General features: G+C 52.6%; 22 protein-coding genes. 16 read left to right on the top strand and 6 right to left on the bottom strand.

Annotated features, from left to right (window positions below; all coding sequences use genetic code 11):
• Nucleotides 1-4 precede the first annotated feature (4 nt).
• Complete coding sequence (locus ACYVHX_RS17880) at nucleotides 5-1,285, top strand: sensor histidine kinase (protein WP_460673039.1); 1,281 nt, start codon at nucleotides 5-7, stop codon at nucleotides 1,283-1,285.
• 84 nt (nucleotides 1,286-1,369) lie between these two features.
• Here ACYVHX_RS17880 and ACYVHX_RS17875 read toward each other — a convergent pair whose 3' ends face one another.
• Nucleotides 1,370-5,149 (bottom strand): PVC-type heme-binding CxxCH protein, encoded by a 3,780-nt coding sequence (locus ACYVHX_RS17875; protein ID WP_460673038.1) that lies wholly within the window; start codon nucleotides 5,147-5,149, stop codon nucleotides 1,370-1,372.
• A 72-nt stretch (nucleotides 5,150-5,221) separates the two neighbouring features.
• Complete coding sequence (locus tag ACYVHX_RS17870) at nucleotides 5,222-6,340, bottom strand: Gfo/Idh/MocA family oxidoreductase (protein ID WP_460673037.1); 1,119 nt, start codon at nucleotides 6,338-6,340, stop codon at nucleotides 5,222-5,224.
• 149 nt (nucleotides 6,341-6,489) lie between these two features.
• On the opposite strand from ACYVHX_RS17870, the gene ACYVHX_RS17865 reads away from it, so the two are divergent.
• Both ACYVHX_RS17865 and ACYVHX_RS17860 read left to right on the top strand, forming a co-directional pair.
• Nucleotides 6,490-7,362, top strand: a complete 873-nt coding sequence (locus tag ACYVHX_RS17865) for an AraC family transcriptional regulator (RefSeq protein WP_460673036.1) — start codon at nucleotides 6,490-6,492, stop codon at nucleotides 7,360-7,362.
• Between the two features lie 26 nt (nucleotides 7,363-7,388).
• Nucleotides 7,389-8,726, top strand: a complete 1,338-nt coding sequence (locus ACYVHX_RS17860; protein ID WP_460673035.1) for a sigma-54-dependent transcriptional regulator — start codon at nucleotides 7,389-7,391, stop codon at nucleotides 8,724-8,726.
• Between the two features lie 90 nt (nucleotides 8,727-8,816).
• Here the strand turns inward: ACYVHX_RS17860 and ACYVHX_RS17855 are convergent, their stop codons facing one another.
• Nucleotides 8,817-9,680, bottom strand: coding sequence for an alpha/beta fold hydrolase (locus tag ACYVHX_RS17855; protein WP_460673034.1), 864 nt, complete (start codon nucleotides 9,678-9,680; stop codon nucleotides 8,817-8,819).
• Nucleotides 9,681-9,839: 159 nt separating this feature from the next.
• Here ACYVHX_RS17855 and ACYVHX_RS17850 point away from each other — a divergent pair, with 159 nt between their 5' ends.
• Nucleotides 9,840-10,322: a DinB family protein gene (locus tag ACYVHX_RS17850; RefSeq protein ID WP_460673033.1), complete on the top strand. Its 483-nt coding sequence runs from the start codon at nucleotides 9,840-9,842 to the stop codon at nucleotides 10,320-10,322.
• Here the strand turns inward: ACYVHX_RS17850 and ACYVHX_RS17845 are convergent.
• Nucleotides 10,319-11,383 (bottom strand): PA0069 family radical SAM protein, encoded by a 1,065-nt coding sequence (locus ACYVHX_RS17845; protein WP_460673032.1) that lies wholly within the window; start codon nucleotides 11,381-11,383, stop codon nucleotides 10,319-10,321. The genes ACYVHX_RS17850 and ACYVHX_RS17845 overlap by 4 nt on opposite strands.
• A 176-nt stretch (nucleotides 11,384-11,559) precedes the next feature.
• Between ACYVHX_RS17845 and ACYVHX_RS17840 the strand changes: the two genes are divergently transcribed.
• The gene (locus ACYVHX_RS17840; protein WP_460673031.1) at nucleotides 11,560-12,258 is read left to right on the top strand and encodes a hypothetical protein; all 699 of its coding nucleotides are present in this window, start codon (nucleotides 11,560-11,562) and stop codon (nucleotides 12,256-12,258) included.
• 298 nt (nucleotides 12,259-12,556) lie between these two features.
• Here the strand turns inward: ACYVHX_RS17840 and ACYVHX_RS17835 are convergent, their stop codons facing one another.
• Nucleotides 12,557-13,222: an ABC transporter ATP-binding protein gene (locus ACYVHX_RS17835; RefSeq protein ID WP_460673030.1), complete on the bottom strand. Its 666-nt coding sequence runs from the start codon at nucleotides 13,220-13,222 to the stop codon at nucleotides 12,557-12,559.
• A 637-nt stretch (nucleotides 13,223-13,859) separates the two neighbouring features.
• Between ACYVHX_RS17835 and ACYVHX_RS17830 the strand changes: the two genes are divergently transcribed.
• The 3 genes from ACYVHX_RS17830 to sucC all read left to right on the top strand — a co-directional run bounded on the left by ACYVHX_RS17830 (nucleotide 13,860) and on the right by sucC (nucleotide 17,985).
• Entirely contained in the window at nucleotides 13,860-15,539 is a 1,680-nt protein-coding gene (locus ACYVHX_RS17830) for a hypothetical protein (protein ID WP_460673029.1), read from the top strand.
• Between the two features lie 58 nt (nucleotides 15,540-15,597).
• Complete coding sequence (locus ACYVHX_RS17825) at nucleotides 15,598-16,578, top strand: glycosyltransferase (RefSeq protein ID WP_460673028.1); 981 nt, start codon at nucleotides 15,598-15,600, stop codon at nucleotides 16,576-16,578.
• Nucleotides 16,579-16,764: 186 nt separating this feature from the next.
• A complete protein-coding gene (gene sucC / locus ACYVHX_RS17820) occupies nucleotides 16,765-17,985 on the top strand; it encodes an ADP-forming succinate--CoA ligase subunit beta (protein WP_460673027.1) in 1,221 nt (406 codons plus the stop codon).
• A gap of 89 nt (nucleotides 17,986-18,074) precedes the next feature.
• Here the strand turns inward: sucC and ACYVHX_RS17815 are convergent, their stop codons facing one another.
• The gene (locus ACYVHX_RS17815) at nucleotides 18,075-18,893 is read right to left on the bottom strand and encodes a M48 family metallopeptidase (protein ID WP_460673026.1); all 819 of its coding nucleotides are present in this window, start codon (nucleotides 18,891-18,893) and stop codon (nucleotides 18,075-18,077) included.
• Between the two features lie 151 nt (nucleotides 18,894-19,044).
• On the opposite strand from ACYVHX_RS17815, the gene ACYVHX_RS17810 reads away from it, so the two are divergent.
• The 8 genes from ACYVHX_RS17810 to ACYVHX_RS17775 all read left to right on the top strand — a co-directional run bounded on the left by ACYVHX_RS17810 (nucleotide 19,045) and on the right by ACYVHX_RS17775 (nucleotide 25,795).
• Entirely contained in the window at nucleotides 19,045-19,656 is a 612-nt protein-coding gene (locus ACYVHX_RS17810; protein ID WP_460673025.1) for a fumarylacetoacetate hydrolase family protein, read from the top strand.
• A 124-nt stretch (nucleotides 19,657-19,780) separates the two neighbouring features.
• Entirely contained in the window at nucleotides 19,781-21,673 is a 1,893-nt protein-coding gene (locus tag ACYVHX_RS17805; protein WP_460673024.1) for a M23 family metallopeptidase, read from the top strand.
• Nucleotides 21,674-21,739: 66 nt separating this feature from the next.
• Nucleotides 21,740-22,189: a thioredoxin-dependent thiol peroxidase gene (bcp, locus tag ACYVHX_RS17800; RefSeq protein ID WP_460673023.1), complete on the top strand. Its 450-nt coding sequence runs from the start codon at nucleotides 21,740-21,742 to the stop codon at nucleotides 22,187-22,189.
• 78 nt (nucleotides 22,190-22,267) lie between these two features.
• Nucleotides 22,268-23,125 carry a transketolase gene (locus ACYVHX_RS17795; protein ID WP_460673022.1) on the top strand — a complete coding sequence of 286 codons (858 nt, stop codon included), beginning with the start codon at nucleotides 22,268-22,270 and terminating at the stop codon, nucleotides 23,123-23,125.
• 14 nt (nucleotides 23,126-23,139) lie between these two features.
• The gene (locus ACYVHX_RS17790) at nucleotides 23,140-24,096 is read left to right on the top strand and encodes a transketolase family protein (protein WP_460673021.1); all 957 of its coding nucleotides are present in this window, start codon (nucleotides 23,140-23,142) and stop codon (nucleotides 24,094-24,096) included.
• A gap of 98 nt (nucleotides 24,097-24,194) precedes the next feature.
• Nucleotides 24,195-24,755, top strand: coding sequence for an RNA polymerase sigma factor (locus tag ACYVHX_RS17785; protein ID WP_460673020.1), 561 nt, complete (start codon nucleotides 24,195-24,197; stop codon nucleotides 24,753-24,755).
• Nucleotides 24,756-24,799: 44 nt separating this feature from the next.
• Nucleotides 24,800-25,249: a hypothetical protein gene (locus ACYVHX_RS17780; protein ID WP_460673019.1), complete on the top strand. Its 450-nt coding sequence runs from the start codon at nucleotides 24,800-24,802 to the stop codon at nucleotides 25,247-25,249.
• A gap of 135 nt (nucleotides 25,250-25,384) precedes the next feature.
• On the top strand, nucleotides 25,385-25,795 hold the full coding sequence (locus ACYVHX_RS17775) for a hypothetical protein (protein ID WP_460673018.1): 411 nt from the start codon (nucleotides 25,385-25,387) through the stop codon (nucleotides 25,793-25,795).
• Nucleotides 25,796-25,855 lie beyond the last annotated feature (60 nt).

Here is a 25,855-nt window from a genome sequence, read left to right as displayed (position 1 = left end):
TTCTATGTCGCGAACGACTACCCGCATTTTGATTTTACTTTCCGTCCTGTCGATTGTAGGCATCGTATCAACGCAAGTCTACTGGGTTCGGAAAGCCTATGAAGTACGCGAGCGACAGTTTTTACAAACGGCCACGAAAGCGCTCGGAGAAGTGGCCCGGCAGGTAGCCCGGCCCGAAACCGGTATGCCCGTTGGTGTTCAAGTCGTAACGTTGTCGCCAACGTATTATCTGGTTAATCTGGACACGCCCATCGACCCCCGAAAGCTGGATTTTCACCTGGGTGCGCAACTTCAGATTCACCAGATTCTGACGAACTTCGAATACGGTGTGTATGACGATCACCTGGGTCAGCTTATCTACGCCAACGCATCGCAGCAACCCGCCGAAAGGTCGTCGGCAACCCGCTCCAGCGCGCTGCCGGTTTCATCTCCGTACTATTTTGTGGTGCGTTTTCCCAATCAGGTTCATTACCTGACGCAGCAGTTGGACAACTGGATTCTGGCGTCGGTCCTGGTGCTGTTGATTACGAGCTTTTTCATATACCTCTTCTACCGGATGCTGTCCCAGAAAAACCGGACGGAAGAGCAGCGTGAATTCATCAACAACATGACCCACGAATTGCAGACGCCCATCACGTCCATCAAAATAGCTGCGGATGTGCTGTCGACCCCCAAAATTATGGAGCAACCCGAACGCATGCTGAAATATGTGCGCATGGTTCAGGAAGAAACGCTACGCTTGCAACAACAGGTGGAAACGGTTTTAACGGTTGCCCGCTCCGAAAAGAAAGGCGGTTTTAAGCTCCACGAGGTTTCAATCGACCTGCATGAAGTCCTTTATAACCTGGCCGAACGGCATGGCGACTACCTCCATCTGGAACTGGACGCGCATTTTCCGATGGTGCAGGCCGACCGGCTGCATTTAGTCAACATCATTGGAAATCTGGTTGATAATGCCGTAAAATACACCCCGACGAATCCATTTATCCAGCTAATTACCCGCAACGAAAACGACCAGCTGGTGTTTATTGTACAGGACAATGGCATTGGCATTGCCCCCGAACACCAGCAGCATATTTTCAACGCCTACTACCGGGCTCCCGGCGTCAACGCCCACAGTGTTAAAGGATTTGGTCTGGGACTTAGTTACGTCCAGAAGATCGTAAAAGCCCACCGCTGGAAACTCAGCGTAAGCAGCGCGCTTGGGCAGGGAAGTTCTTTCAGTATTCGGATTCCGCAACCCACCGTCCAGCCTCTTCGGAAAGAAGTAAAAGCCAAGAATTAAACTAAAGAATAAAGTAAAAAGGGTGAATGATGAATTGGCTAACGCGTAGCTTTAATTCACCATTCACCCTTTCTAACGTATTCCTTATTTTGCGGTTTTATCAGCCGGGGCGGCTTTCACCCGCATGATGCCGTTCATGATCCGCCAGTGACCCGGGAAGGTACAAACGAACGGATAATCACCAGGTTGGGCAGGCGCCGTGAATTTCAGCCGGAAGGTCTGCTCGGGATTGACCAGGGGTGTTGCCGCCACCACTTGCGGAATCGTCGGAACATAATTTTTCTCCGCTCCATCTTTCGCCGTGATCAGTTTGTCGGCAGCCGCGCCGATAACCTCCAGCGACTTCGGTTTGCCCACCACGATGTTGTGCTGCATGGCATCGGTGTTTTCAAAGATGATCTCGACCGACTTGCCCGCCGTCACCGTGAATTCTTTTTTGTCAAACTGCAGAGCTTCCTTGATCGGTTTGATGCGCACGGTTTCAACATTGGGATCGGCAGCTTGTTCCGTCGATACCCCCCAGGCCTGCAAAACCCGGCCCATCCGGTCGCGGCTTTCCGACGGAATCGAATTCACCAGACTGGCAACAAACGATTTGTCGGCTTCCTTCAGCGTGGCTTTCCGGCGGAATCCCCAGCCATCCGAAACGCCTTTCACAATGGCGGCACTGCCTGCGGCATCCAGTTGCTGCGACACCCGCAGCAGGGCAATGACCGAATCGGCCGGTGCGGCTGCGGTATAATTCCGGATGGCGCGTTCCAGCACAAATGCATTCATGTTCTGCGGTAGACGGTAGGTCAGTTTGTGCGTAAAGACGTTGTTGCGTTCGTTGCCCTCGGCCAGTACGTTGTTGCCATCCACAGTTGCAACCACCGCATAGTCACCCGCCCGTTCAAAGGAAACGTTGAAAGCCGTGTTCCAGGGGCCGTTGTTGCCTTCCTGAATGGTGACGGTTTCGCCCGGTTTGATGCCCGCTACGTGTTTCTGACTTACATATTCGACCTTGCGGCCCTGCCCTTCAATCCGGATTGCCAGCGGAATGGGCATTCCTTCCGGAATCGCGACACCGCCTTTGTTTGTTACTTCCACAAAAACCCGGGCCGATTCGCGCACCACGGGCGACGCCGGTTCCGTCCGAACTTTTGTAATGACCAGATCCGGTTTGTCATCCGAGGTCGGTGCGGCCGACTGCGTAGTCGTTTGAGCCGCCATCGCGCTGTGATCGTGGTGACCACTCATCGACTCCTGCGGTTTCGGGGCGGTTTTGCCGGTTTGCACCATCTGCTTCAGAAACCTTTGCATCAACTTGCCGTCGTGGCTCGTCAGGGCGCAGGCAAATGCATCCGGCAACCAGCGATCGTTTACTTCCTTCGCCGTGTTCAGTCGGGTCAGAATGGCAGTTTCGGCCGCCGAATTCGACGGCATTTCCGACAGCGCCAGCAGTGTATTCAGCACCACCAGCGACTCCTGGTCATTTAGGGCGTTGGCCTGCAGCAAGGCATTCACGGAAGCATCGTTGCGGGGCAATACCTGAACGGCGGTTTTCCGAACGCCCGCACATGCGTGTTTCAGGGCTGCCGTAGCGGCTTGCACCGCGTTGGCATCCGAACCATCCAGCGCGCCCAAACCGTGTAGCGTCCAGAGCGCGTGGATGGCCGCCGGGTTGATCCCGATTTCGTCCAGCGACTGATTTTTTACCAGTTCGAGCAGTTGCGGAACCACATCTTTCTGGCCGCGCTCAACCAGCAGCCGTTGCGCCGTCTGCCGCCAGAACATATTGTTGTTTTTCAAAGCCGCAACCAGTTCCTGCGGCCGGTCTTTGCTCAGCGCCAAGGGCGTATAAGCCGGGGCGTTTTTGTGGGCAATCCGGTAAATCCGGCCGTGTGTAAAGTCCCGCAAATCGGTCTGATAGGCATTTCCGGGGCCATTCTGAGCACCTTTCGGGGTCGGGTTGTGCTGAATAATGTAGCTGTACCAATCAACCACCCAAACCGCACCATCGGGTCCGGTCTCGGCAAAAACCGGAGCCACCCATTCGTCAGCACCCGCCAGCAGGTTGAAACCCAACCCTTCGGTATCTTCGAAATCGGTACCGTTTTTCACCATAATGTTCTGGTGCAGAATGTGCCCGGTGGGTTCCGACACGAACGCAACCTTATTCCAGTAGCTTTTCGGGAAAGCGCGGGCGGTGTAAAAATTATGCCCGGCAGCCGCCGTAAAACCGCCGAATACATCGACCTGCCGCACTTTTTCCGTAATCGGCTTCATGTCTTTGTGCGTGTCGGTGCTTCGGCTGCCGCTTCCGGTGCCGCCCGGAAAATACCGGTGCGGAATGGCCAGATACCAGCCGTGCGAGTTGTTGGCTGTCGAGCCAAAAACATCGCCGGTTTCGTTGAACGAAAGTCCCCAGGTGTTGTTGGAGGTGCTCGTAACGTATTCGAGTTTGGAACCGTCGGGTTTGAACCGGAAAAAGCCCTGCCCAAACTTCAGGCTATCGGCTCCCACTTTGCCCACAAAACCGGAATACCCGACCGAACCCCAGATCCAGTTGTCAAAACCAACGTGCAGGTTAGAGGGTCCGGCGTGGGTGTCGCCCGTGCCAAAACCGGTGAACAGAATCTTCTTCTCATCGGCCTTGTCGTCGCCGTTCGTGTCTTTCAGGAACAACATGTGCGGAGCCTGCGAAACGATGACTCCCCCGTTGTAAAAGGTCAGACCGGTCGGGATGCTCAATCCTTCGGCAAAGTTGGTAAACTTGTCGGCCTTGCCATCTTTGTTCGTGTCTTCGCAAATGACGATGTAATCACTCCCTCCGCTATCCTTCCGCTCATTCGGGTAATCTTTGGTGATGAGCACAAAGAGTCGTCCGCGTTCATCCCAGGCCATCGCAATCGGGTGCATGACGTCGGGTTCGTGGGCAAACTGCTCCAGCGTAAAATCCACCGGCACCTGAATGTGCTTCATCGACTCTTCCGGCGACAGGGGCAACTGCCGCATCTGCGGTCCGGAGCGCTTCTCGTAGTTGGGCAGATTGGCCTCTACGTATTGAAACGCCTGCGGTTTCAGGTCGTCGTGGAGTTTTTTCACCTTGTCACCAACGGCCCATAGAATGCCCTGTTCGAGCAAATCCTGAAAACCCTGTACATTCCAGGTCCGCTGATCGTGGCCGTAGGCGGTATAAAAAACCCGCCCTTTTCCGTAATTCCGCGTCCATGTATAAGGCTCGGTTTTCTGACCGGGCCGGTCTTTTTCCTGATCGGCTTTGATGTCGCGCACCGCCAGGATGTTGTTATCCGCCTGGAGCTTTTCGTGCAGGTACGTTTCGTCGTAAGCTTTGAAGGGCTTCAGACCCATAATGGCCGGGTGGCCGGGCTGTACGGTCAGCGTCTGAATGGTGTCCATCCGGTGGCGCCAGAACTGACCACCCACCATTTTGACGTATTCCGGGGAATTTCGGAAACAGTAAGAAGCACAGTGGACGGGAATCAACCCTTTTCCACCGGCGACAAAATCAATCAGCGCTTTCTCCTGCGGTTGCGGAATGCTGTCCCAGTTGGCGTAAATCAGCAAACCGTCGTACTTGGCCAGGTTGTCGGCGTTGAGGTCGGCCAGCCGATCCGTGTAGGTAAAATTGATGCCTTTATCACCCAGAGCCGCCATCAGCTCCGGAACGCGCTCGGCGGGTCGGTGGTGACCGTTATCGCCCAGAAACAGGATTTCCGTCCGGCGCGGCCGGTCGGCACTGTTGGCCGAAACGCCCGGTCGTCCGCCCATGTCACGCGGGCTGCTGGCCGGTTGCCGACGGGCACAGTCGGTCAGCAAAACCAGCAATCCCAGGGTCAGGAACAGGTTGTAGTTTTTCATAAATTGGGTTGGTTTTTAAAGACGGTTTTATGCCAAAACCGGGTTGATCCGGCGGCTGACCCGGTTTTTAACTTACAAGCTCCCGTAATCCGGCAGGTTTTTCAGCTTCCCGCCTTCCATGGCCGACTCGTGGGCCAAGATTCCCACGCTGGTCCAGTTGGCCGACTGTACGGCATTCGGGAACGGATCGCGGTCTTCGATAATGGCCGACACAAATTCGTGAACCATGTGCGGGTGCGAACCGCCGTGGCCGCTGCCCTGCACAAACGACAGGTGCGTATTATCGTCCAGGTCATAAACGCCCTGGGTCGTAAACGGCTGGATTTCAACCGGCAGGTAATGCGCGTAATCCGGCACTTTCACCCGCTCCGGAATCTCATGTTCCGGTTTTTTTGCGGTATGAATCACCGGATCTTCCCCTTCGATCAGGGGCCATTCGAATGATTTCTGTGAACCGTAGACTTCAAAGCTTTCACGGTACTGGCGGGCCGTATCGAACAGCGAGCGGTAGACATAAGCCGCTAAGTCACTGTCCTTGAACTTGATGTGCGCCGACTCAATGGCAAACGGCGAGTTATAGTGCGGGATCAGTTCTTCGCGAATGGTTCCGGAACCAAAGCACGATACGTATTCGGCTTCCAGCCTGAGCAAACCGGCCACCGGACCCACGCAGTGCGTTGCGTAGTGCATCGGCGGCAAACCGGGCCAGTAGCCGGGCCAACCGTCCATATCCTGCTGGTGGCTGGCTTTCAAAAACTGAATTTTACCGAGCTCTCCTTTTTCGTACAACTCCTTGACAAACAGAAACTCCCGGCTGTAGACCACGGTTTCCATCATCATGTATTTCTTCCCTCTTTCGTTGCAGGCTTTGACAATTTCCATGCATTCTTCCACCGACGTCGCCATCGGAACCGTGCAGGCAACGTGTTTGCCCGCCCGCAAGGCCTTCAGCGACTGCTCGGCGTGGTTGTGAATCGGCGAATTGATGTGTACGGCATCAATTTCGGGATCGGCCAGCAGCTCGTCGTAATTGCTGTACCGTTTTTCGATGCCAAAGGCGTCGCCGATTTCATTGAGTTTTTCGGTATTGCGCTGGCAGATGGCATACATGTTCGTATGCGGATGACGCTGGTAGATGGGGATGAACTCGGCTCCGAAGCCCAGTCCAACAATAGCAATATTGATTTTCATTCCGGCTTATTCCTATTTATTCTCAGACAATTACCACAAAAGTAACGAACAAATCAAGAACCATCTCGGCTTTTATTGGCAAATACTGGTTGTATTTTAACCAAAAAAGTTTGATAAATTTGTAAAAATCAGCAAAAGAAAGCAAAACTATGCGAAATGCGCTGCGTAAAGACCTGGAACCCGTTGCCTCCTCGTTCATCGTTAAAGAACTGGTAGAGCCGCACTTTGATCCGAACTGGCATTTTCACCCGCACTTTCAGCTGTTTCTGGTGGAAGAAGGGTCCGGCACCCGGTTTATCGGCGATTCGATCAAGCCGTTTTCCGAGGGCGACCTGGTGTTTCTGGGGCCGAATCTGCCCCACCTCTGGCGCAGCGATCAGGCCTTTTTCCAACGCGACACCGGTTTGATTACCCGGGGCATTGTCGTTTATTTTTCGGAGGATTTTCTGGGTGATCATTTTTTCGACAAACCGGAAATGAGCCTGATGCAGCAACTGCTCGAACACGCTCGCCGGGGGCTGGAATGGGCCGATCCGACCCGGGCGATGGTGCAGCAGGCGCTGCGCAATCTGGCGGCCCATCCGGTTAATTTCAACCGGGTTCTGACGTTTCTGCGCCTGCTCGACGAGCTTTCCCACGCGGCTGATTACCGGTTTATTACCAGTCTGGGATACACCAACACCGTCAAGCCCTCCGAAACCGACCGCATGCAGCAGGTGCATAATTATGTGCTGGGGCATTTTCACGACGACATCAGCCTCGATACCGTCTCCGATCTGGCAGGCATGACCCCCCCGGCGTTTTGCCGGTATTTCAAAGCCCGCGCCAACAAAACCTTCTCGGAATTTGTATCCGAAATCCGCATCGGTCATTCCTGTAAACTACTGATGGAAGGGAAGTTAAGTGTTACGCAGGTGAGTTACGAAAGCGGCTACCGGACCCTTTCCAATTTCAACCGGCAGTTCAAGGGCATCACCGGCCAGACTCCCTCGGAATACGTCCGTACCGTCCGGGCGGTTTAATTCCCTGTTTTGCTATCTTTGCCGGTATGCAGGGCACCATTCTGATTATCGACGACGAAGACCGGCTTCGTCAGCTTCTCGCCCGGCTGCTCAGCCTGGAAGGCTATCAGGTGCTGGAAGCCAATACGGCCCGCAACGGCCTCAAACGGTTGGAACAGGAAGAAGTTCAGCTGGTCATCAGCGATGTTAAATTACCGGACAAAAACGGCATTGAACTTTCCGCCCAGCTTAAACAACTCTACCCCGCGACCGAAATCATTGTGCTGACTGCCTTTGGCACCATTGCCGATGGGGTGACGGCCATTAAAAACGGAGCTTTCGACTACATTACGAAAGGCGACGACAACGACCGGATCATTCCGCTCGTCAGCCGCGCCGTCGAAAAAGCGCAGTTGCAGTTTCGCATCCGGCACCTGGAAGAAAAAGTCAGCAAGCGATACGGTTTTGACAGCATCATCGGCCAATCGAACGCCATTCAGCGCGCCATCGGGCTGGCCCGGAAAGTGGCTGTCACTGACACGACGGTTTTGTTAACCGGCGAAACCGGCACGGGCAAAGAAGTTTTTGCGCAGGCCATCCACCAGGCCAGTTCACGCCGATCGGGTTCGTTCGTGGCCGTCAATTGCAGCGCACTGGGCAAGGAAATTCTGGAGAGTGAGCTATTCGGTCACCGGGCCGGTGCGTTCACCGGTGCCACGCGGGACAAAAAAGGCTTGTTCGAGGAGGCCCATAAAGGCACCATTTTTCTGGACGAAATCGGTGAAATGGCGCCCGATTTGCAAGCCAAGCTGCTGCGTGTTCTGGAGACGCACGAGTTCATGCGCGTGGGCGACACGAAGCCAACAAAAGTTGATGTGCGGGTGGTGGCCGCAACCAATCGTGATCTGGAGGAGGAAGCCAATGCCGGGCATTTTCGGCTCGATCTGTATTACCGGCTCTCGGTTTTCCGGATTGAACTGCCCGCACTCCGTGACCGGCGCGACGACATTTCGGCCCTGGCCGAACAATTTGTCCGACAGAGCGCCCTCAAAATTGGCAAGCGGGATTTGCAACTCAGCCCGGAACTGGAACAAAAACTTCGGCAACACGCCTGGAAGGGCAATATCCGGGAGTTAAAAAATGCGATGGAACGCGCCGTCATCCTGGCCGACGGTCCTCAACTGACGCCCGACCTGCTTCCTTACGAACTTTCCAGCGCGGACAAGACCGCACCGGGCGGACCGGTTTTTGATCTGGCGCTGGTCGAAGAAAACCACATCCGGCTCGTCCTTCAGCATACCGGCGGTAACAAAACTGAAGCTGCCCGTCTGCTCAACATTGGCCTCACCACGCTCTATCGAAAAATTACGGAATACCAGATTTGAGCCATAAGTCAAAAAGGATGCGTCAGGCGTTGACTGACGCGTACTGAAATTCGCCAGCCAACTTCTAACGCATCCTTTTAACTGATCACGTCAATACGTGTTTGCCGATACGGGCGCGGAGGAAGAGATGAACGAGAGCAGGTCTTCGTTCAGTTCGTCTTTTTGCGTGAAGAACAACCCGTGCGGTTCTCCTTCGTACACCAGCAACTGCGATTGCGGAATGAGTTCGTGGGTCTTCTGTCCTGATGACTCGAACGGCACCGTAGCGTCGGCATCGCCGTGAATAATCAGGGTCGGAACCGTGATGGCCGCCACATCCTGACGGAAATCCGTGCTCGAAAACGCTTTGGCGCATTCAATCGTTGCCCTCGGTGATCCCAACAAGGCCAGCATTTGGTCACGCTTCAGGTGCGAGTCGCTGACGGGATGGCTGAGCAGGTTGACGCCGTAGAATTGTTTGCCGAACGTCGCCAGAAAATCAGCGCGGTCAGCCTGCATCTGTTCCAGCATTTCGTCAAAAACCGACTGATCGACGCCATCTGGATTGTCATCGGTTTTCAGCAAATACGGCGTAACCGCGCTCACCAGAACAATTTTGGATACCCGATCCGACCCGTGGCGACTCAGATACCGAACCACTTCGCCCCCACCCATCGAAAAGCCGACCAGCGTAACGTTCTCCAAATCCAGTTCGTCCAAAACCGCCTTCAGATCGTCGGCCAGCGTATCGTAATCATAACCATCCCAGGGTTTCGACGATTTCCCAAATCCCCGGCGGTCGTAGGCAATACAGCGTAATCCATGCTTGGGAAGTTCTGTCAATTGATACTCCCACATTTCATGGCTCAAAGGCCAGCCATGAATCAATACGACGGGATTTCCCGTTCCCCAATCCTGATAGAACAGATTGACCGGTTCGCCATTGGCAGCGGTCCCAGCTTGAATGTAACTCATAACGTTGGTTGATTAAATTGTTATTGGTATACTAACGGATATAGTGAGTATACGGTTTTCAACCTTTCCGAAAAACCGCCTGAATCGCCCAACTATTTTCAATGCTAAAATTTTGACGTATAGTCGTTTACTTCTGAACCAACCCCCTCCTGTAGCGTTATGAACCCCTCACTTCTGGCGCGTCTGGAACACCAGGCTGATGCCCTCCAACGCCTGCTTAAAGGCTTAACGGAAAACCAGATCCGGCAACAACCCCTGCCCGGCAAATGGTCTGTTTTTGAAACTATTGCGCACCTTGGACGTTATCAGGAAGTGTTTCTGGACCGAATGGCGGTTTTGCGGCAGCAGGAAAAACCGGGTTTTGGCCGGTATGTCGCCGAGGAGGATGCCGGTTTTTCGGAATGGACGACCCGATCTTACGAAGACCTGCTCCGTGACTTTCGCAGTGGCCGGAACGCCATTCTACAGGTTGTCCGGACGTTACCGGCAGATCAGCTTCAGCGCGTGGGATTTCACCCGGTTTACGGTGCGATGACGGTGGAGGGTTGGATGGAATTTTTTCTTTTGCACGAAGCGCACCATTTCCTGACCATTCTGAAACTGGCCGGGCAACTGCGTCCGTCCGGGCTGGCAGTGGGCTAAAAATCAAATAGATTCATTTGGCGTTTTCGCAAAAACCGGGTGGTGTCCAGCCTGGGCAGGTGGGCGTCTGGCAGGTATTTTTTGACGGCAAGGTGGTGGAACTGCCGAATTTGCTCGGCAAACTTCCCCTCGCCCGTCATGCGGGTGCCAAACCGGGAGTCGCCCAACTGTCCGCCGTGGCATTCCCGAATCTGGTTCAAAACCTTGTCAGCGCGGTCGGGGAAATTTTGCCGGATCCAGTCTTCAAACAAGGCACCAATGGCCCCGTTCAGTCGCACGATGGTATAACCCGCCCAGATCGCGCCCTGCTGCGCACCCGCATCCACCAGCTTCGGAATTTCCTGATCCGTCAAACCGGGTATGATCGGAGCGGTTATCAGGCCCACCGGAACACCCGCCAGCGTCAACTCGTTGATTACCTGCAACCGGCGCCGGGCCGTCACCGTTCGCGGTTCCATCACCTGCCGCAGCTTCTCGTTCAGTGTGGTAATCGTCACCAGCACCATGACCAGATTCTGGGCCGCCAGTTGCTGCAAAAGGTCTTTGTCGCGCAACACCAGCGCGCTTTTGGTCAGGATACTGACCGGATTGCGATACAACAGACACAGTTCCAGAATCCGGCGCGTTAGTTGAAACTGGCGTTCGGCAGGCTGGTAACAATCCGTATTGCCGGACAAGTGAATGACTTCCGGCTGGTAGTTTTTCGAGAGAAATTCCTTTTCCAGCAATTCAGGCGCTTTTCTTTTCACCATAATTTTGCTTTCGAAATCCAGACCCGCCGAGTAGCCCCAGTATTCGTGGGAGTTGCGGGCGTAGCAATAAATGCAGCCGTGTTCGCAGCCCATGTACGGATTGACGGAAGCGATAAATCCAATGTCCGGGCTGTTAGGCCGGCTTATGATCTGTTTCGATTGATCATCAAAAAACCGGGTCCGCACTGTTGGCTCCGGAAAATCCTCATCAGGAACATTTTGCTCAGGGTCGCGTTCCAATTGAAGCAATTGAAATCGATTAGGTACATTCAACTGGGCACCACGCCCCCGCAAATAGTCGTTTTTCATACCTGTTGGAAGTTGTAATGGAGATTTAATGATACAAATAAATCATATAAGATACAACTAAAACATACCGATTTGGTAGTCATTGATTTAGTTTTACGGTGACAGGCTGTTAATTTTTCTTAAATGATCGTCAGGCGTTGCCAACTTTTGTCTTTATAGCGAACTTGCCGCGGCATATGAGATTTCTAATTTTTCTTCTTTTTGTTTCGTTGCAGGCCTGGTCCCAAACGCCGAAATACATCATCGGCAGAGTGCTGGATCAGGAAACCGGCCAGGGGGTCAGCAACGCCAGCGTCATCAACAAGCGTTCGCTGGCCGTGGGGCGGACCAATCAGCTTGGCAATTATTATTTGCAGATAAAACCGGGCGATTCAGTTGTGGTAACCAGTCCTACGCACGGTCGGCGGGCGTTTTTGTGGGATGCCACCTCGCAGCAGCCCATCATGCGGATGAAGCGGGAACTGGCTGATAATGTGATCAACCTGCAGGAAGTGACAGTTCGGGGCAAACAGGAAGCTGAACTCAAACGCGAACTGGAGCAACTGCTGAGCGAACCGGAAGCCAAGCGGGGTATTTCGGCGGAGCAGGTGCTGGATCGGGCGGCTACGGGCTCGGTCATTACGCTGCTTTACGAAGCCTTCAGCCGACGGGCCAAATCCGACCGGAAAGCCCTGGTGCTGATGCAGGAAGACCGTCGGCGCAAACTGGCGGGTTATCGCTTCGATCTGGTGGCAGGCCGGGCTACGGATTTGAAAGGGGATGAACTGGAAAAATTTAGGGAATTCTGCCAGATTGATGATATGGCCGTTTTGCAAGCCAGCGAATACGAACTCACCTTTGCTATTCTTCAACACCTGAAAGCCTATAAACGGTAGCCTTCAAGCACTTACCGGCCAGCCGATCGGCGACCTAAAACCGGTTCATAAGTGGATTTACTTACTAAAAACAAAAAAGCCATACGGGATTTCCCTCATGGCTTTCTGATTTACTCAACGTTATGAAAAACTTTTCTTTTCGATGCAAATATATAATATTAGTTATTATATAAACTCCAATTTGATTAAAAAAATTTTACCTGATTACTAATTTTTACGTAACTATTGCATTCACAACGACTTAACCGAAAAATAAAAACTGGTAATCCATTAAATAAATAAGTACAAATACTTATTGTTATTCATTCAGAATCTGGCCATCGCGAATTGTAAGCCGCCGGTCGGCCATCGTGGCCAGCAAGTCGTTGTGGGTCACAATCACAAACGTCTGCCCTAGTTCATTCCTTAACCGAAAAAACAGCTGATGAAGTTCCTCAGCGTTGTGTGAATCCAGATTTCCGCTGGGCTCGTCGGCAAAAATGATGGCGGGCGAATTGATGAGCGAACGGGCTACGGCCGTGCGTTGCTGCTCCCCTCCTGATAATTGAGACGGAAGATGGTGTTTCCGGTCACCTATCCCTAAAATGTTTAATAATTCCTCGGCCCGGGCCCGCACTTTTTTTTCATCGCTGCCGGCAATAAAACCGGGCAGACAGACATTTTCAAGCGCCGTAAACTCAGCCAGCAGGTTGTGAAACTGGAACACAAACCCGATCCGCTCGTTCCGAAACCGGGCCAACTCCTTTTCATTGAGCCCAAAAACATTCTGGTCCGCCAGCGTTACCTGTCCCGAATCCGGTCGGTCGAGCGTACCCAGAATGTGCAGCAGCGTGCTTTTTCCCGCTCCGGACGCGCCCACGATGGAGACGATCTCACCCGCCTGGATGCTCAGGTCAATTCCTTTTAAAACCGGCAAATCGCCGTGTGAGCGCATTAACTTATCAGCCTTCAGGAGTGGTTTCATAAAAAACGAATGTGTGGCCAGGTCGATCAGGATTACCCATCAGCGCCTTCGCCAACTGTTAACTTATCAAAGAATGCATTACGTTGCCTTTCGATACCATTTCTTTACAACCGAAAAAAAACGCCAGACGGATTAGTATACCTAGTTGGGTAGCCGCCCGAATCAGTTCCTTAAAATTTCCGTATAAAGACCTATAAAAGTAAGAAACCCTGCCAAAGTTCCACCAAAAAGAAAAATAAGCGATTACACGCCCTATATCCGTTGCCTTTCAACCAGGATCAGCCAGTCCGTTCGATCTGGTTTTACGGTTTTCACTTGCCTTTACTGAATTGTTTTTAATCTTTGTCCGGATTTAAAAAAGTGATGCAGCTTACTCCCCCCTGATATTCGCCTGCTATAGTGACCTGGCCTACCGTGTGTCTTCCATGTGGTCTATGCTTCCATACCCTGTCGTTTAGTGAAGCAACAGGCTTTCGGAAATCGCCAGCAGGTCCTCTACTGTCGTGGATTCCAACCCGGCTGTTTTTCTTTTTTCTATTCCTGATTGGTTGCCAGTACCCCATACACTCCGACTCACCGGCTCGAACGGCGGCACCGGATTGATGGGGAGTCCAATACGGTTTTTTGCCGGATCATTATGAGAGTTACCGCCATTTTCGACGATAAACGGATTGTTCGCGCTTTGCTGGTTTTTCCGGTTTTGCTGTGGATCGCTTACTTTTTCTATTACAGTTTTGATTTACCCTGGTTCGACGATTTCGAGAGCATTCCTTATTTTTTACAGCGCTTTCTGGACACGCCCGATTGGTGGGAAAAAGGCAAGGCACTGCTCCAGCCCAACAATGAACACCGGGTGCTTTACGCGCGTCTGGTGGTTCTGGTTTACTACTTCCTGACGGATCGGATCAGTTTTCTGGCGCTGATGATCATCGGAAATCTGGCGTTGATCGTCATCCTATGGATCTTTTACCGACTTCTCCGCCGGGCGGGGTTGCCGTTCTGGTATCTGCTGCCCATCCCTTTCCTGCTTTTTACCGCTCAGAACTACCTGCTCACGTTCACAGCCCTTTATACTTTGCAGTATCTGGCGATCATCATGATTGTGATGCTGGCCCTGGAACGACTGGCGCGCAATACGTCCAACAACTTCTGGCTGGCGCTGGCCCTGACGTTCTTTGGGACGTTCAGTATGGGTAACGGTATGTTGTGCTGGGCTGCGGGGGTGGTCGTCCTGTTTTATCAAAAGCAATGGGTGCGGCTGGCAATATGGAGTTTTGTTTCCCTAACCGCCATTTACCTATATTTCTATGGGTATCCCGTTCAGCAGGGTAATGCCGAAGGGTTTTCCTACCTGCTGGCGCACCCGTTTCAGGTCCTCAGCGGTTTTTTTGTTTACGCCGGAAGCCTGTTCGATCCAATGCCCGCCTGGCCGGTCGAATGGCGAATGATCCTGCCGCTGGTAGCGGGTCTGGTGATGGTGGCCTATCTGGTTTTTCACGCGATCCGCCTGCTGTTCCTGGAATCGGGTCCGCCAACCCACTGGAATGCCGCCATGCTGGGCTTTATCGTTTTCTTTCTGATCAATACCGCCCTGATTGCCCTGTTCAGGACCCGGTTTGGGTATATGATGGTGCTGTGGAGTACCTACCGGACGTACATTCTGGTGCTGTCAGCGATTACGTACCTGATTTTTGTTTCCAACCGCCCTGCCAATGGTCAAAACCGGCAACGCTGGGTGCTGGCCTTCCTGGCGGTCGCCTTTCTGATAAACCTGGCGGCTTACGTAACGAACTACTCAGAGATGACTGATCGCCGGCGGTTTATGCTGGGGCAGGCCTTTAACCAGCGGTATAACCAGATTGGTCTGGGTGGATCACATGATTCAAAGCTGGGCGATTTTATTGAACAAAACATGACGACCATGCAGCAGCGTGGCTGGTACGAGCTGCCCGTACCGAGCATGGCATACGACGAAACGCAACTGCTGAAACCCATCGTCGGGCCCCTGACCCGGCCCTCCTGGACGGTCTCCGAATCGGAGTCACACGTTGATGTTTTTAGCCAGGAGGAACGGTATCCTCCGAACCGCGACGGAGCTATATACCTGATCCTGAAGTCAGAACGGCAAACGTACGTGTTCTTTACGCAAAAAAACCGGCCCTCCCAGCGAAATCCGCTGCTCATCCGGCCGGGCTTCAAGGCGAACGTTCCAAAGTCAATGATGGCACCCGGGAAGTACCAACTGGGACTTTACACGCTGATAACCAGAAACAAGACCCACTTACAATACACCGATAAGGTGATCGAAATTAAGTGAGGGAGACGATTTCTGTTGGGATTTCCGGGTTAGCAACTTGTTTTTAAAACTACCTATTGTGAACGATACGACATCCATTGATATCCAGAAAATATACATTCTTCTGCCCTTGTTTGAAGATTGGGAAGCCCTGGAATTGCTCCTGAAAAAAATTAGTAAAACCGTAGAGGCAGCTATCCTCCAGCGTCTTCATTTTCTGATAATTGACGACTGCTCGGCGAAGAATTTCACCACGCCACCGGCAGACGTTGGCCAATCGCTTTCGATCCTGCGTTTGTACCGCAATGTCGGACACCAGAAAGCCATTGCCATTGGCCTCTCCTATCTCGCGGATCAGCCCGAACAGCACATTACGATCGTGATGGATTCGGATGGGGAAGACCAGCCGGAGGATATTGGGCGATTTCTGAAAGCCTCACTCGAACAACCGGGTCAGATCATCTTCGCCCGCCGAACCAAACGCCAGGAAAGCTGGGTATTTCGCTCCAGCTACTGGGCATATAAACTGGTTTTCAAAATTCTGACCGGCAAGGTGATCACCTTCGGCAATTTCAGTCTCATCCCCCCCGAATTACTGAAAAAACTGGTGCATGTTTCGGACATCTGGAACAATTACCCCGGCGGCATTATTCGCTCCCGGCTGCCTTACACCTCGATTCCGATCGAGCGGGGTGCCCGGCTCGCCGGACAGTCAAAGATGAATTTTACCTCGCTGGTTTTACACGGGCTGAGTGCCATTTCGGTTTTAATTGACACCACCGCCGTCCGGATTCTCCTGTTCTGCATCAGCGCGGTTACCATTTTTATAGCCGTCCTGATTACCGTAGTCTTTTTGCACCTGGTTGAAGAAATAACCGTGCCCGGCTGGGTTAATTACGTGGCCCTTACCTTCTTTGTGGTCCTTTTGCAAGCCCTGCTGATCTCGTTGCTGTTGATTTTCATTGTCCTGACGTACCGGACCAAGCTCCATTTTATTCCCGCCAAACAGTTTGGAGATTTTGTCGAACGGCTGGAGCGCGTCCACGGAAAGCCAGCCTGATTAAAATTTCAGCCGATGGCCAGAATGATCCCGCCGGTTTTTTCTGAACGCCGACCGCTTAATTCACGCATGATTTAAACCGGCCCGGAAGATTAAAACCGCAAGAACTTGTTCCACTACTTTTCGATACCGTATCTTTACGAGCGAAAATAGTCTTTTTTTCACCATTCCTTGTTTTGCTCCATTATGAACATTCACGAGTACCAGGGTAAAGAGATATTGAAACACTACGGTGTCCGCGTTCAGGAAGGCATCGTAGCCGAATCGCCCGAAAAAGCTGTTGAAGCGGCCAAACAGATCATGGCGCAAACCAATTCCAAGTTTGTCGTGATCAAGTCGCAAATTCACGCCGGAGGACGCGGAAAAGGTAAAATTCAGGGCTCGGAGCAGCGCGGGGTTCAACTGGCAAAATCAGTTGATGACGTTCGGGATATTTCTAAAAATATCATTGGCAATGTTCTGGTGACCCACCAAACCGGTCCCGAAGGCAAGAAAGTCAATAAGGTGTTGGTGGCGCAGGATGTTTATTATCCGGGTGCTTCCGAACCCAAAGAATATTACATCGGTATTTTGCTCGACCGCGCCAAAGCCTGCAACGTCATCATGGCCAGCACCGAAGGTGGAATGGACATCGAGGAAGTTGCCGAGCACTCGCCCGAAAAAATCGTCAAGGAATGGGTTGATCCGGCCATCGGTCTGCAACCGTTCCAGGTGCGCAACATCGCTTTCGCGCTGGGTCTGGAGGGTGAAGCTTTCAAAGAAATGGTGAAGTTCATCGGTGCGCTGTACAAAGCCTACGTCGAAACCGATTCGTCCATGTTTGAAATCAACCCGGTTTTAAAAACCTCGGACAACAAGATTCTGGCGGTCGATGCCAAGGTAAACCTGGATGAAAACGCGCTGTATCGTCACCCGGACCTGAAAAATCTCCGCGACATCACGGAAGAAGATCCGCTGGAGGTGGAAGCCACAGCCAACGACCTGAACTACGTCAAACTGGACGGTAACGTGGGCTGTATGGTCAACGGCGCCGGTCTGGCGATGGCCACCATGGACATCATCAAGCTGTCGGGTGGTGAACCCGCCAACTTCCTGGATGTAGGGGGTGGCGCGAACGCCAAAACCGTGGAAGCCGGTTTCCGGATCATCCTGAAAGACCCGAATGTAAAAGCCATTCTGATCAACATCTTCGGGGGAATCGTTCGCGGTGACCGCGTGGCAACCGGCGTTGTGGAAGCTTACAAAGCCATCGGCGACATTAAAGTGCCGATCATCGTCCGGCTGCAGGGTACCAACGCCGAAGAAGGGGCGCGCATCATCGACGAATCCGGCCTGAAAGTATTTTCTGCCGTTCAACTGAAAGATGCTGCTGCCAAGGTCAAGCAGGTGCTGGAAGGAATAGCTTAAAAAAGGAGAAAAGCAGGAAGGGACAAAAGGATGAGGAATTTCATGTTCCTTTGCCTTTTGTCCCTTCCTGCTTTTCTCCTTTTTCGCCTTTATCGCTTGTAATATTTCATCGCATCCGGCATTTGACTCTGCAGATCCCGAATCCGGCGCTCGTCGGAGGGGTGCGTTGACAAAAATTCGGGCGGTTTTTGGCCCGACCCGGCTTTTGCCATCCGGCTCCAGAAATTAACCGCTTCCTGCGGATTGTAGCCCGCCATCGCCATAAAAATCAATCCCAGTTTGTCGGCTTCGGATTCCTGCGAACGGCTGTGCGGCAAAGCCCGTCCCACCTGATAGGCCACCGGCAAACCGGCTCCGACAGCCTGCAACAGCAGGGCGTTGGTCTGGCTCCGCTGGTTTTGCGACAGCGACCCCAGCACCAGCTGACCGCCCTGCATCAAACCGTTGGCAATCAGGCCTTCGCTCATCCGTTCATTTCCGTGTTCAGCAATGGCGTGCGAGACTTCGTGCCCCATAACCGTAGCAACGCCGTCTTCATTCTGGGTATATTTTAGAATTCCGGTGTAAAAAGCAACCTTTCCACCCGGCATACACCAGGCGTTGACCTGCGGACTTTCAATCAGGTTAAACTCCCATTGAAAACCGTTCAGACGCTCGCTCAGGTTGTTGGCGGCCATATAGGTCTCAACCGCTTTCTGAATGCGTACCCCAACCCGTTTGATCATGTCTTCCTGTCCACCGGACCGCACTACCCGGCTGGTATCCAGCACTTCCTTATAATTTGTAAAGCTTAACGGAAGCATTTGGGCATTCGGAATCAGGACCAACTGGTTCCGTCCCGTAAGCGGCACTTTCTGACAGGCAATGACGAGACCAATGAATAACATGGCCATTATCGCTCTTTTCATGGTTAAAATATACGAGTGTTTAGTGATTGAGACGTCAAAACTATCTACAAGAGACTGTTGAAAGCCTGAGTTTGTTCAAAATTTTTAACAAGCTGGTGGTTGAGCCGTCTTTCCTGTTTAGATTTGCGACCAGAGAAAAAGTTTAAATCGCATGAAAATCATTGCCGTCGGTCGGAATTACGCTGAGCACATCAAGGAACTGAACAACGAACAACCCGACGACCCGGTTATTTTCACCAAACCCGAAACGGCCATCCTGCGCCCCGGCGACCCGTTTTTTTATCCGGACTTTTCAACGGACGTTCATCACGAAGTGGAAATCGTCGTTCGGATCGGCCGGACGGGCAAGAATATTGACCCCAAATTCGCCCACCGGTATTACGACGAAATCGGCGTTGGTATCGACTTCACCGCCCGCGACCTGCAATCGAAACTGAAAGCCAAGGGATTACCCTGGGATCTGGCCAAAGGTTTCAACGGCTCGGCCCCGATGTCCGGTTTTATCCCAAAAACGGATTTTCCGGATTTACGCAATCTTAATTTCCGGCTCGACGTTAACGGAGAAACCCGGCAGGCGGGTAATACATCCTTGATGCTGTTTCAGATTGACTACCTCATCTCGTTTGTTTCGAACTATTTTCTGCTCCTTCAGGGCGACATTATTTTTACCGGGACCCCCAAAGGCGTCGGTCCTGTGCAGGTCGGCGACCGGCTGACGGCCTACATCGAAGACCGGAAAATGTTGGAATTTGACGTAAAATAGGGCGGGTTCAGGCGGTGGAATTATGGTAAAAATTGGGAGAAAAAGGCTAATTGGGTTCGCTGCGCTTGGGCTGTCGTGGTTCGTTCATCTCGTTGTTCTGGGGCAAAAACCGGATAACTCCATTTTGAAGGCCGTTGCCCCCGGTTATTTTCTGTTTCCGATTATGCCCGGCGAGGCCAACTCGCTGTCGGGCGGTTTGGGCGACCTGCGACCGAATCACTTTCACGCCGGAATCGACATTCGCACGGCCCAGCGCGAAGGACTGGACGTTTACGCAGCCGCCGACGGCTACATTTCGCGGATTGCGGTTTTTGCGGGTGGTTACGGGAATGTCATCTTCATTAAACACCCCAACGGCCTGACGACGGTTTACGGCCATTTGAAAACCCTGAACGATACTTTAGGGACGTACCTGCGGTCGGAACAGTATAAAAAACAAACGTTTGAGATTGACTTGCGCCCGGCCCCGAATCAGTTTCGGGTTAAAAAGGGGGAAATCATTGCGCTGTCGGGAAATACCGGCGGATCGGGCGGACCGCACCTGCATTTTGAAGTGCGGGATGATAAAAATAACTTAATCAATCCAATCCTCTACGGTTTTCAGGAACTGGAGGACGAACTTCCGCCTTTCTTTGAACGGATCGCCCTGCAACCCCTGACGCCCGCTTCCCGGGTGAACGGCCAGGCTGGTCGGCAGGCGCTAACGCCAGTCCGGCAGGCCAACGGAACCTACGCGCTGACGCAACCGGTTTCAGCCAGCGGACTGATCGGGTTGGAAATTCTGGCGCACGACCGCACCAGCGGTTCTCCTTTCAAAAACGGACTGACCTGCATTGAGATTCAGCTGGACGATCAGGAAGTGTTTGCCTACAACATGAACAACTTTCCGAACGAAGAAACCCGGCTGATCAATCTGCACATGAATTACGGCATCGAGCAGTTGACGGGCCAGCGGTTTCACCGTTGTTACCTGGCGGATGGCAATACGCTGAATTCTTACCGCTACGGGCAGTCGAAGGGGAAGTTGCCGCTTTTCGACGGCCAGCCCCACGTGGTTACAATTACCCTCTACGACTGTTTTCAACACACCACCAGCCTGCGGTTTACCGTTCAGCCGGAACCCGCCGAAGGAGAACCGGCCGGCAAGCTGACGCCGAGCAAATTACCGACGGCGGTTTTTAGTTCGGCCGACGAAAACACGCTGATCATCCGGGCCCGCAACTTTCCAACCGCTGCGGCACCAACGGCCCAGGTTTTTATGAGCGGGGCCGTGATGGGCCTGGGCGCCAGTTATGTCCGGGCGAATGAAGCCTACTACATCATTGATTTACAGAAGAATCTGCCGGATTCGGTTCAGATTGGCAAAACCGTCCATCCCCTCAATTTCCGAAAGCGGATTTTGCCGGGCCAGGCCATGTCGTACAAAGACTCGTCCCTAACGGTTGGTTTTCTGCCCGAAACGCTGTACGATACGTTGCATTTGGCGGTTTCGCACACGGGTAATCGCCTGTCGATCAACCAGGGAACCATCCCGCTGAAGGATCATGTCGATGTGGATTTTGTACCTTCAGAACCGGTTGAAAATGCGGCCAGAACCCAGATGTATCTCATTAACGGCAACCGGCGCAATTACGTAGGCGGTTTTTGGAAAGACAATCACTTCCTGTTCCGCACGCGCCAATTGGGCACCTTTCAGTTGCTGACCGACAACAACCCGCCCACGGTAAAATGGTTGCGCAAAGACCACGAAGCCCTGGTTGCTACGGTGAAAGATGATCTGTCGGGACTCGATACGGTTCGGGCGATGGTCAACGGCGAGTGGATCCTGATGCAGTATGATTACAAACGCGCCCTGATCTGGTCGGATAAACTGGATGCGACGAAACCGTTCGAAGGCTCGGTGGTGTTGGATGTAAAAGACCGGGCCGGTAATCGGACGACGGTCACGGCCCTGCTCCCGCCCGCTCCCCGTCCCGCGGTGATCGATTCGGCGGCTGCGTCCGAAAACGAAAAATAAGTATAAACGGGTAAGTGGCGGTTTTTGCCGTTCTTTGTCCGTTCGAAGACTATAAACTCCAAACGTATGGCTCTCCAACTTGGCGACGCGGCTCCCGACTTCGAAACCCGCGACCAGAATGGCAACCCGGTCCGGTTAGCGGATTTTCGGGGCAAAAAAGTGGTTTTGTATTTTTATCCGAAAGACGACACGCCCGGCTGCACGGCCGAAGCCTGTAGCCTGCGCGACAACTACGAACACCTGCAAAAAGCGGGTTATGAAGTGCTGGGCGTCAGCGTGGATGATGAAAAATCACACCAGAAATTCATTAAAAAATATAACTTGCCGTTTCCGCTGCTGGCCGACACCGACCATCAGATTGTCAACGCCTACGACGTCTGGCACGAAAAATCGATGTTCGGCAAATCGTACATGGGCATTGTCCGGACCACTTTTTTGATTGATGAAGCGGGCGTCATCACCGAGATCATCACTAAAATTGATACCGAAAAACACGCTGAACAGATTCTGAAATAGTCGTTTGGGGTTTGCAGTTTACCGGTCAAGGAATTGCTTACCGGTACCCTTCAGGCTTTACATCTTAACCCATTGAGCATGGAAATCCAAGAATTAGAACACATTGCCACGCAGGTCCGGCGCGATATCGTCCGGATGGTTCACGCCGTTAACTCCGGCCACCCCGGCGGCTCGCTGGGTTGCACCGACCTTCTGGTTGCCCTTTATTTTGATGTGATGCGCCTGAAACGCGATGAAGAAGGCAAGGCGGTTTTTGATATGAATGCCACCGACGAAGACGTATTCTTCCTGTCGAACGGCCACATTTCTCCGGTTTTTTATAGTGTTCTGGCCCGCTCCGGTTATTTCCCAATTTCGGAACTGGCCACGTTCCGGAAAATCGAAAGCCGTTTGCAGGGTCACCCGGCAACGGCCGAACACCTGCCCGGGATTCGCATTGCGTCGGGTTCGCTCGGCCAGGGTCTGTCGGTAGCCTGCGGGGCGGCTTTTGCCAAACGCCTGAACGGCGACGACAAACACGTTTACGTGCTGATGGGTGACGGTGAGCAGCAGGAAGGCCAGATCTGGGAAGCCGCATCGTTTGCTCCCCACCACAAACTGGGCAACCTGACGGCGGTTATTGACTTCAACGGCCAGCAGATCGACGGCCCGACCAATCTGGTGATGAACAACCGCGATCTGGGCGCCAAATACCGGGCGTTCGGCTGGAACGTGACCGAGATGCAGGGCAACGACATGGGCGACATCATCCGAACACTGCACGAGTCGAAAACCGACCCGGATGTTCCGACCCTGATTCTGATGAAGACCGAAATGGGCTTCGGCGTCGATTACATGATGGGCAGCCACAAATGGCACGGCGTGGCTCCCAACGACGAGCAACTGGCCACGGCCCTCAACCAACTGCCGATCACGGCCGGGATGTCCGACTATTAATTTTTGAATGTACCATGAAGAAATATACATACACCGAGAAAAAAGACACCCGCTCCGGTTTTGGCGCGGGCATCCTGGAACTGGGCCGCACCAACCCGAACGTCGTGGCACTGACCGCGGATCTGGCCGGTTCGCTCAAGCTGGAAGGTTTTATCAAGGAATTTCCCGAACGCTACGTGCAGTGCGGAATTTCGGAAGCCAACATGATCGGCGTTTCGGCCGGTTTGACCATCGGTGGCAAAATTCCGTTCGCCACTTCGTTTGCCAACTTTGCCACCGGCCGGGTATACGACCAGATCCGGCAGTCGGTTTGCTATTCAAATAAAAACGTCAAGATCTGCGCTTCGCACGCGGGGCTGACGCTGGGCGAAGACGGCGCGACGCACCAGATTCTGGAAGACCTCGGCATGATGAAAATGCTGCCGAACATGACCGTTATCAACCCTTGCGATTTCAACCAGACCAAAGCCGCCACCATCGCCATCGCCGACTACGAAGGCCCGGTTTACCTGCGGTTTGGCCGTCCGGTGGTGCCCATCTTCACGCCCGCCGATCAGAAGTTTGAAATTGGCAAGGCGCTGGTGCTGAACGAAGGTCCGGACGTATCCATCTTTGCCACGGGACACCTGGTTTGGGAAGCCATCAAAGCGGGCGAAATCCTGGCCGAACAGGGCATCGAAGCTGATATCATCAACATTCACACGATTAAACCGTTTGACGAAGCGGCCGTGCTGGCGTCGGTGCGCAAAACGCGCTGTGCGGTTTCGGCGGAAGAGCACCAGCTGAACGGCGGTTTAGGCGATAGCGTGGCGCAGGCACTGGCCCGCAATTATCCGGCTCCGCTCGAAATGGTTGGCGTCCACGACAGCTTTGGCGAAAGCGGAACGCCCGATCAATTGATGAAAAAATACGGTTTGACGGCTGAAAAAATTGTTGAAGCAGCACTGCGGGCGAAAGCGCGCGTCGTTTAATGTTTACGGTTTTCAGGATTCGGTTTACGGTTAGTCAGTTTCTGCTTCTGATTAATCGTAACCTGTAAACCAAAAACCGTAAACCATAAACTAACCCAATGACTGACGAGGAACTCCTGCAAAAATACCGCGATCCGCAAAGCCGGAATTATGCCTTTAATCTGATGGTGCGCCAATACCAGCAGAAAATTTACTGGCATATCCGGAAGATGGTCATCGACCACGATGACGCGGACGATCTGGTGCAGGAGACTTTCATCAAAGTCTGGAATTCGCTGGAAAACTTTCGCGGTGATTCGCAGCTCTATACCTGGATTTACCGGATTGCGACGAATGAGTGTTTGAATTTCCTGAATAAAAAACGACGCCGGTTCTTCCTGCCCATCGGCGATGTTGAAGGCGAGTTGATGGAAAAACTCGAGAGCAATTCCGACTACGTAACGTCCGGGCCCGACCCGTCGGGCGAAGAAATTCAGATGAAGCTGCAAAAAGCGCTGCTTAAATTACCTGACAAACAACGGCTTGTCTTCAACATGAAGTATTTCGATGATATGAAATATGAAGAAATTTCCGAAATTACGGGAACGTCGGTTGGAGCCCTAAAAGCGTCATACCACCTGGCGGTCAAAAAAATTGAAGAATATCTCAACGGCAATTAAACCTGATACACACTTGCTTGTCAAACCGTTGTGCTTATAAGACAATGGAACCAAAAAAACCAATACGACTCGACGAATTAGACCGGCAACATCCGCTGAAGCAGCTACCGTTTACGACGCCGGAAGGCTATTTCGATACGCTTCCGTCGCGGATTCAGGCCGAAACCGCTCGCCGTACGCACCGATTCACGATCAGCTGGTCGTGGCAACGGTCGGTCTCGACGCTGGCCGGAGCGGGTTTGGTGGCGGCTCTGGTCTGGTTTACGTATCCGAAAAAACAGGATTCGCTGGAACCGGAGCTGCTTAGCAATGTGAGCACCATGTCGATGGTGGAATACCTGCAGGATCAGGATATCTACCTGGAAGATTACTCCGATTTAATCGATTCGCACGAAATGCCGAACGATTCAACCCTGATTCACGAATTACACGTTTCGCCGGAATCGATTCAGCAAATGATTGACGAAGACGCAGCCGGTACCGCAACCATCTAAGTAGTTTTAAGTTTAAGTGTATACCGGGTCGCCCAAGCGGCTCACCCGTACGAAGTAGCAAATTTTAAAACCGTATCTAATACATTTAAACGAATTCTACTTGAAATGACCCAGTATTTACCCGTTCTTATTCCTATGAAATCGTTCCGCTATTTCCTGGTTTTGTTTTTTGGGTTGCTGCTCTCCTTGCCAGCCGCAGCCCAAAATCAGGATCGCCAAAAAATAGAAAGTGCAAAAATTGGTCTGATCACCAACCGCCTGAATCTGACACCGGAGCAAGCTCCGCAATTCTGGCCGGTTTATAACGAGTACAGCGATAAACGGCGGGATATTTCCCGGCAACTTCGCCGGTCGAATAAACCGGGTGGCAACGCGCCCATTAACGAATTAAACGAATCGGTCGAACTCAAACAAAAGCTGGTGGACCTGGAGAAAGAATACAACTCCCGGTTTTTGAAGGTGATTACGGCCCAGCAGCTTCAGGAGTTGCACAACACCGAACGGATGTTCAACAAGATGCTGATGGATCAGCTTCGGTCGAATTAACCAAATTAAAGATTTTGCTATACTACCCATTTCGACAAGCCCGGCCAGATTGGCCGGGCT

This window comes from Larkinella ripae (assembly GCF_054780775.1).
The sequence above is the reverse complement of the archived record's forward strand: the minus strand, read 5'-3'. Positions and strand labels throughout refer to the sequence as shown.

Excerpts from the sequence above, each read along its gene's own strand:
- ACYVHX_RS17880 (WP_460673039.1), top strand. The coding sequence starts at position 5 with ATGTCGCGAACGACTACCCGCATTTTGATTTTACTTTCCGTCCTGTCG.
- ACYVHX_RS17875 (WP_460673038.1), bottom strand. The coding sequence starts at position 5,149 with ATGAAAAACTACAACCTGTTCCTGACCCTGGGATTGCTGGTTTTGCTG.
- ACYVHX_RS17870 (WP_460673037.1), bottom strand. The coding sequence starts at position 6,340 with ATGAAAATCAATATTGCTATTGTTGGACTGGGCTTCGGAGCCGAGTTC.
- ACYVHX_RS17865 (WP_460673036.1), top strand. The coding sequence starts at position 6,490 with ATGCGAAATGCGCTGCGTAAAGACCTGGAACCCGTTGCCTCCTCGTTC.
- ACYVHX_RS17860 (WP_460673035.1), top strand. The coding sequence starts at position 7,389 with ATGCAGGGCACCATTCTGATTATCGACGACGAAGACCGGCTTCGTCAG.
- ACYVHX_RS17855 (WP_460673034.1), bottom strand. The coding sequence starts at position 9,680 with ATGAGTTACATTCAAGCTGGGACCGCTGCCAATGGCGAACCGGTCAAT.
- ACYVHX_RS17850 (WP_460673033.1), top strand. The coding sequence starts at position 9,840 with ATGAACCCCTCACTTCTGGCGCGTCTGGAACACCAGGCTGATGCCCTC.
- ACYVHX_RS17845 (WP_460673032.1), bottom strand. The coding sequence starts at position 11,383 with ATGAAAAACGACTATTTGCGGGGGCGTGGTGCCCAGTTGAATGTACCT.
- ACYVHX_RS17840 (WP_460673031.1), top strand. The coding sequence starts at position 11,560 with ATGAGATTTCTAATTTTTCTTCTTTTTGTTTCGTTGCAGGCCTGGTCC.
- ACYVHX_RS17835 (WP_460673030.1), bottom strand. The coding sequence starts at position 13,222 with ATGAAACCACTCCTGAAGGCTGATAAGTTAATGCGCTCACACGGCGAT.
- ACYVHX_RS17830 (WP_460673029.1), top strand. The coding sequence starts at position 13,860 with ATGAGAGTTACCGCCATTTTCGACGATAAACGGATTGTTCGCGCTTTG.
- sucC (WP_460673027.1), top strand. The coding sequence starts at position 16,765 with ATGAACATTCACGAGTACCAGGGTAAAGAGATATTGAAACACTACGGT.
- ACYVHX_RS17815 (WP_460673026.1), bottom strand. The coding sequence starts at position 18,893 with ATGAAAAGAGCGATAATGGCCATGTTATTCATTGGTCTCGTCATTGCC.
- ACYVHX_RS17810 (WP_460673025.1), top strand. The coding sequence starts at position 19,045 with ATGAAAATCATTGCCGTCGGTCGGAATTACGCTGAGCACATCAAGGAA.
- bcp (WP_460673023.1), top strand. The coding sequence starts at position 21,740 with ATGGCTCTCCAACTTGGCGACGCGGCTCCCGACTTCGAAACCCGCGAC.
- ACYVHX_RS17795 (WP_460673022.1), top strand. The coding sequence starts at position 22,268 with ATGGAAATCCAAGAATTAGAACACATTGCCACGCAGGTCCGGCGCGAT.
- ACYVHX_RS17790 (WP_460673021.1), top strand. The coding sequence starts at position 23,140 with ATGAAGAAATATACATACACCGAGAAAAAAGACACCCGCTCCGGTTTT.
- ACYVHX_RS17785 (WP_460673020.1), top strand. The coding sequence starts at position 24,195 with ATGACTGACGAGGAACTCCTGCAAAAATACCGCGATCCGCAAAGCCGG.
- ACYVHX_RS17780 (WP_460673019.1), top strand. The coding sequence starts at position 24,800 with ATGGAACCAAAAAAACCAATACGACTCGACGAATTAGACCGGCAACAT.
- ACYVHX_RS17775 (WP_460673018.1), top strand. The coding sequence starts at position 25,385 with ATGAAATCGTTCCGCTATTTCCTGGTTTTGTTTTTTGGGTTGCTGCTC.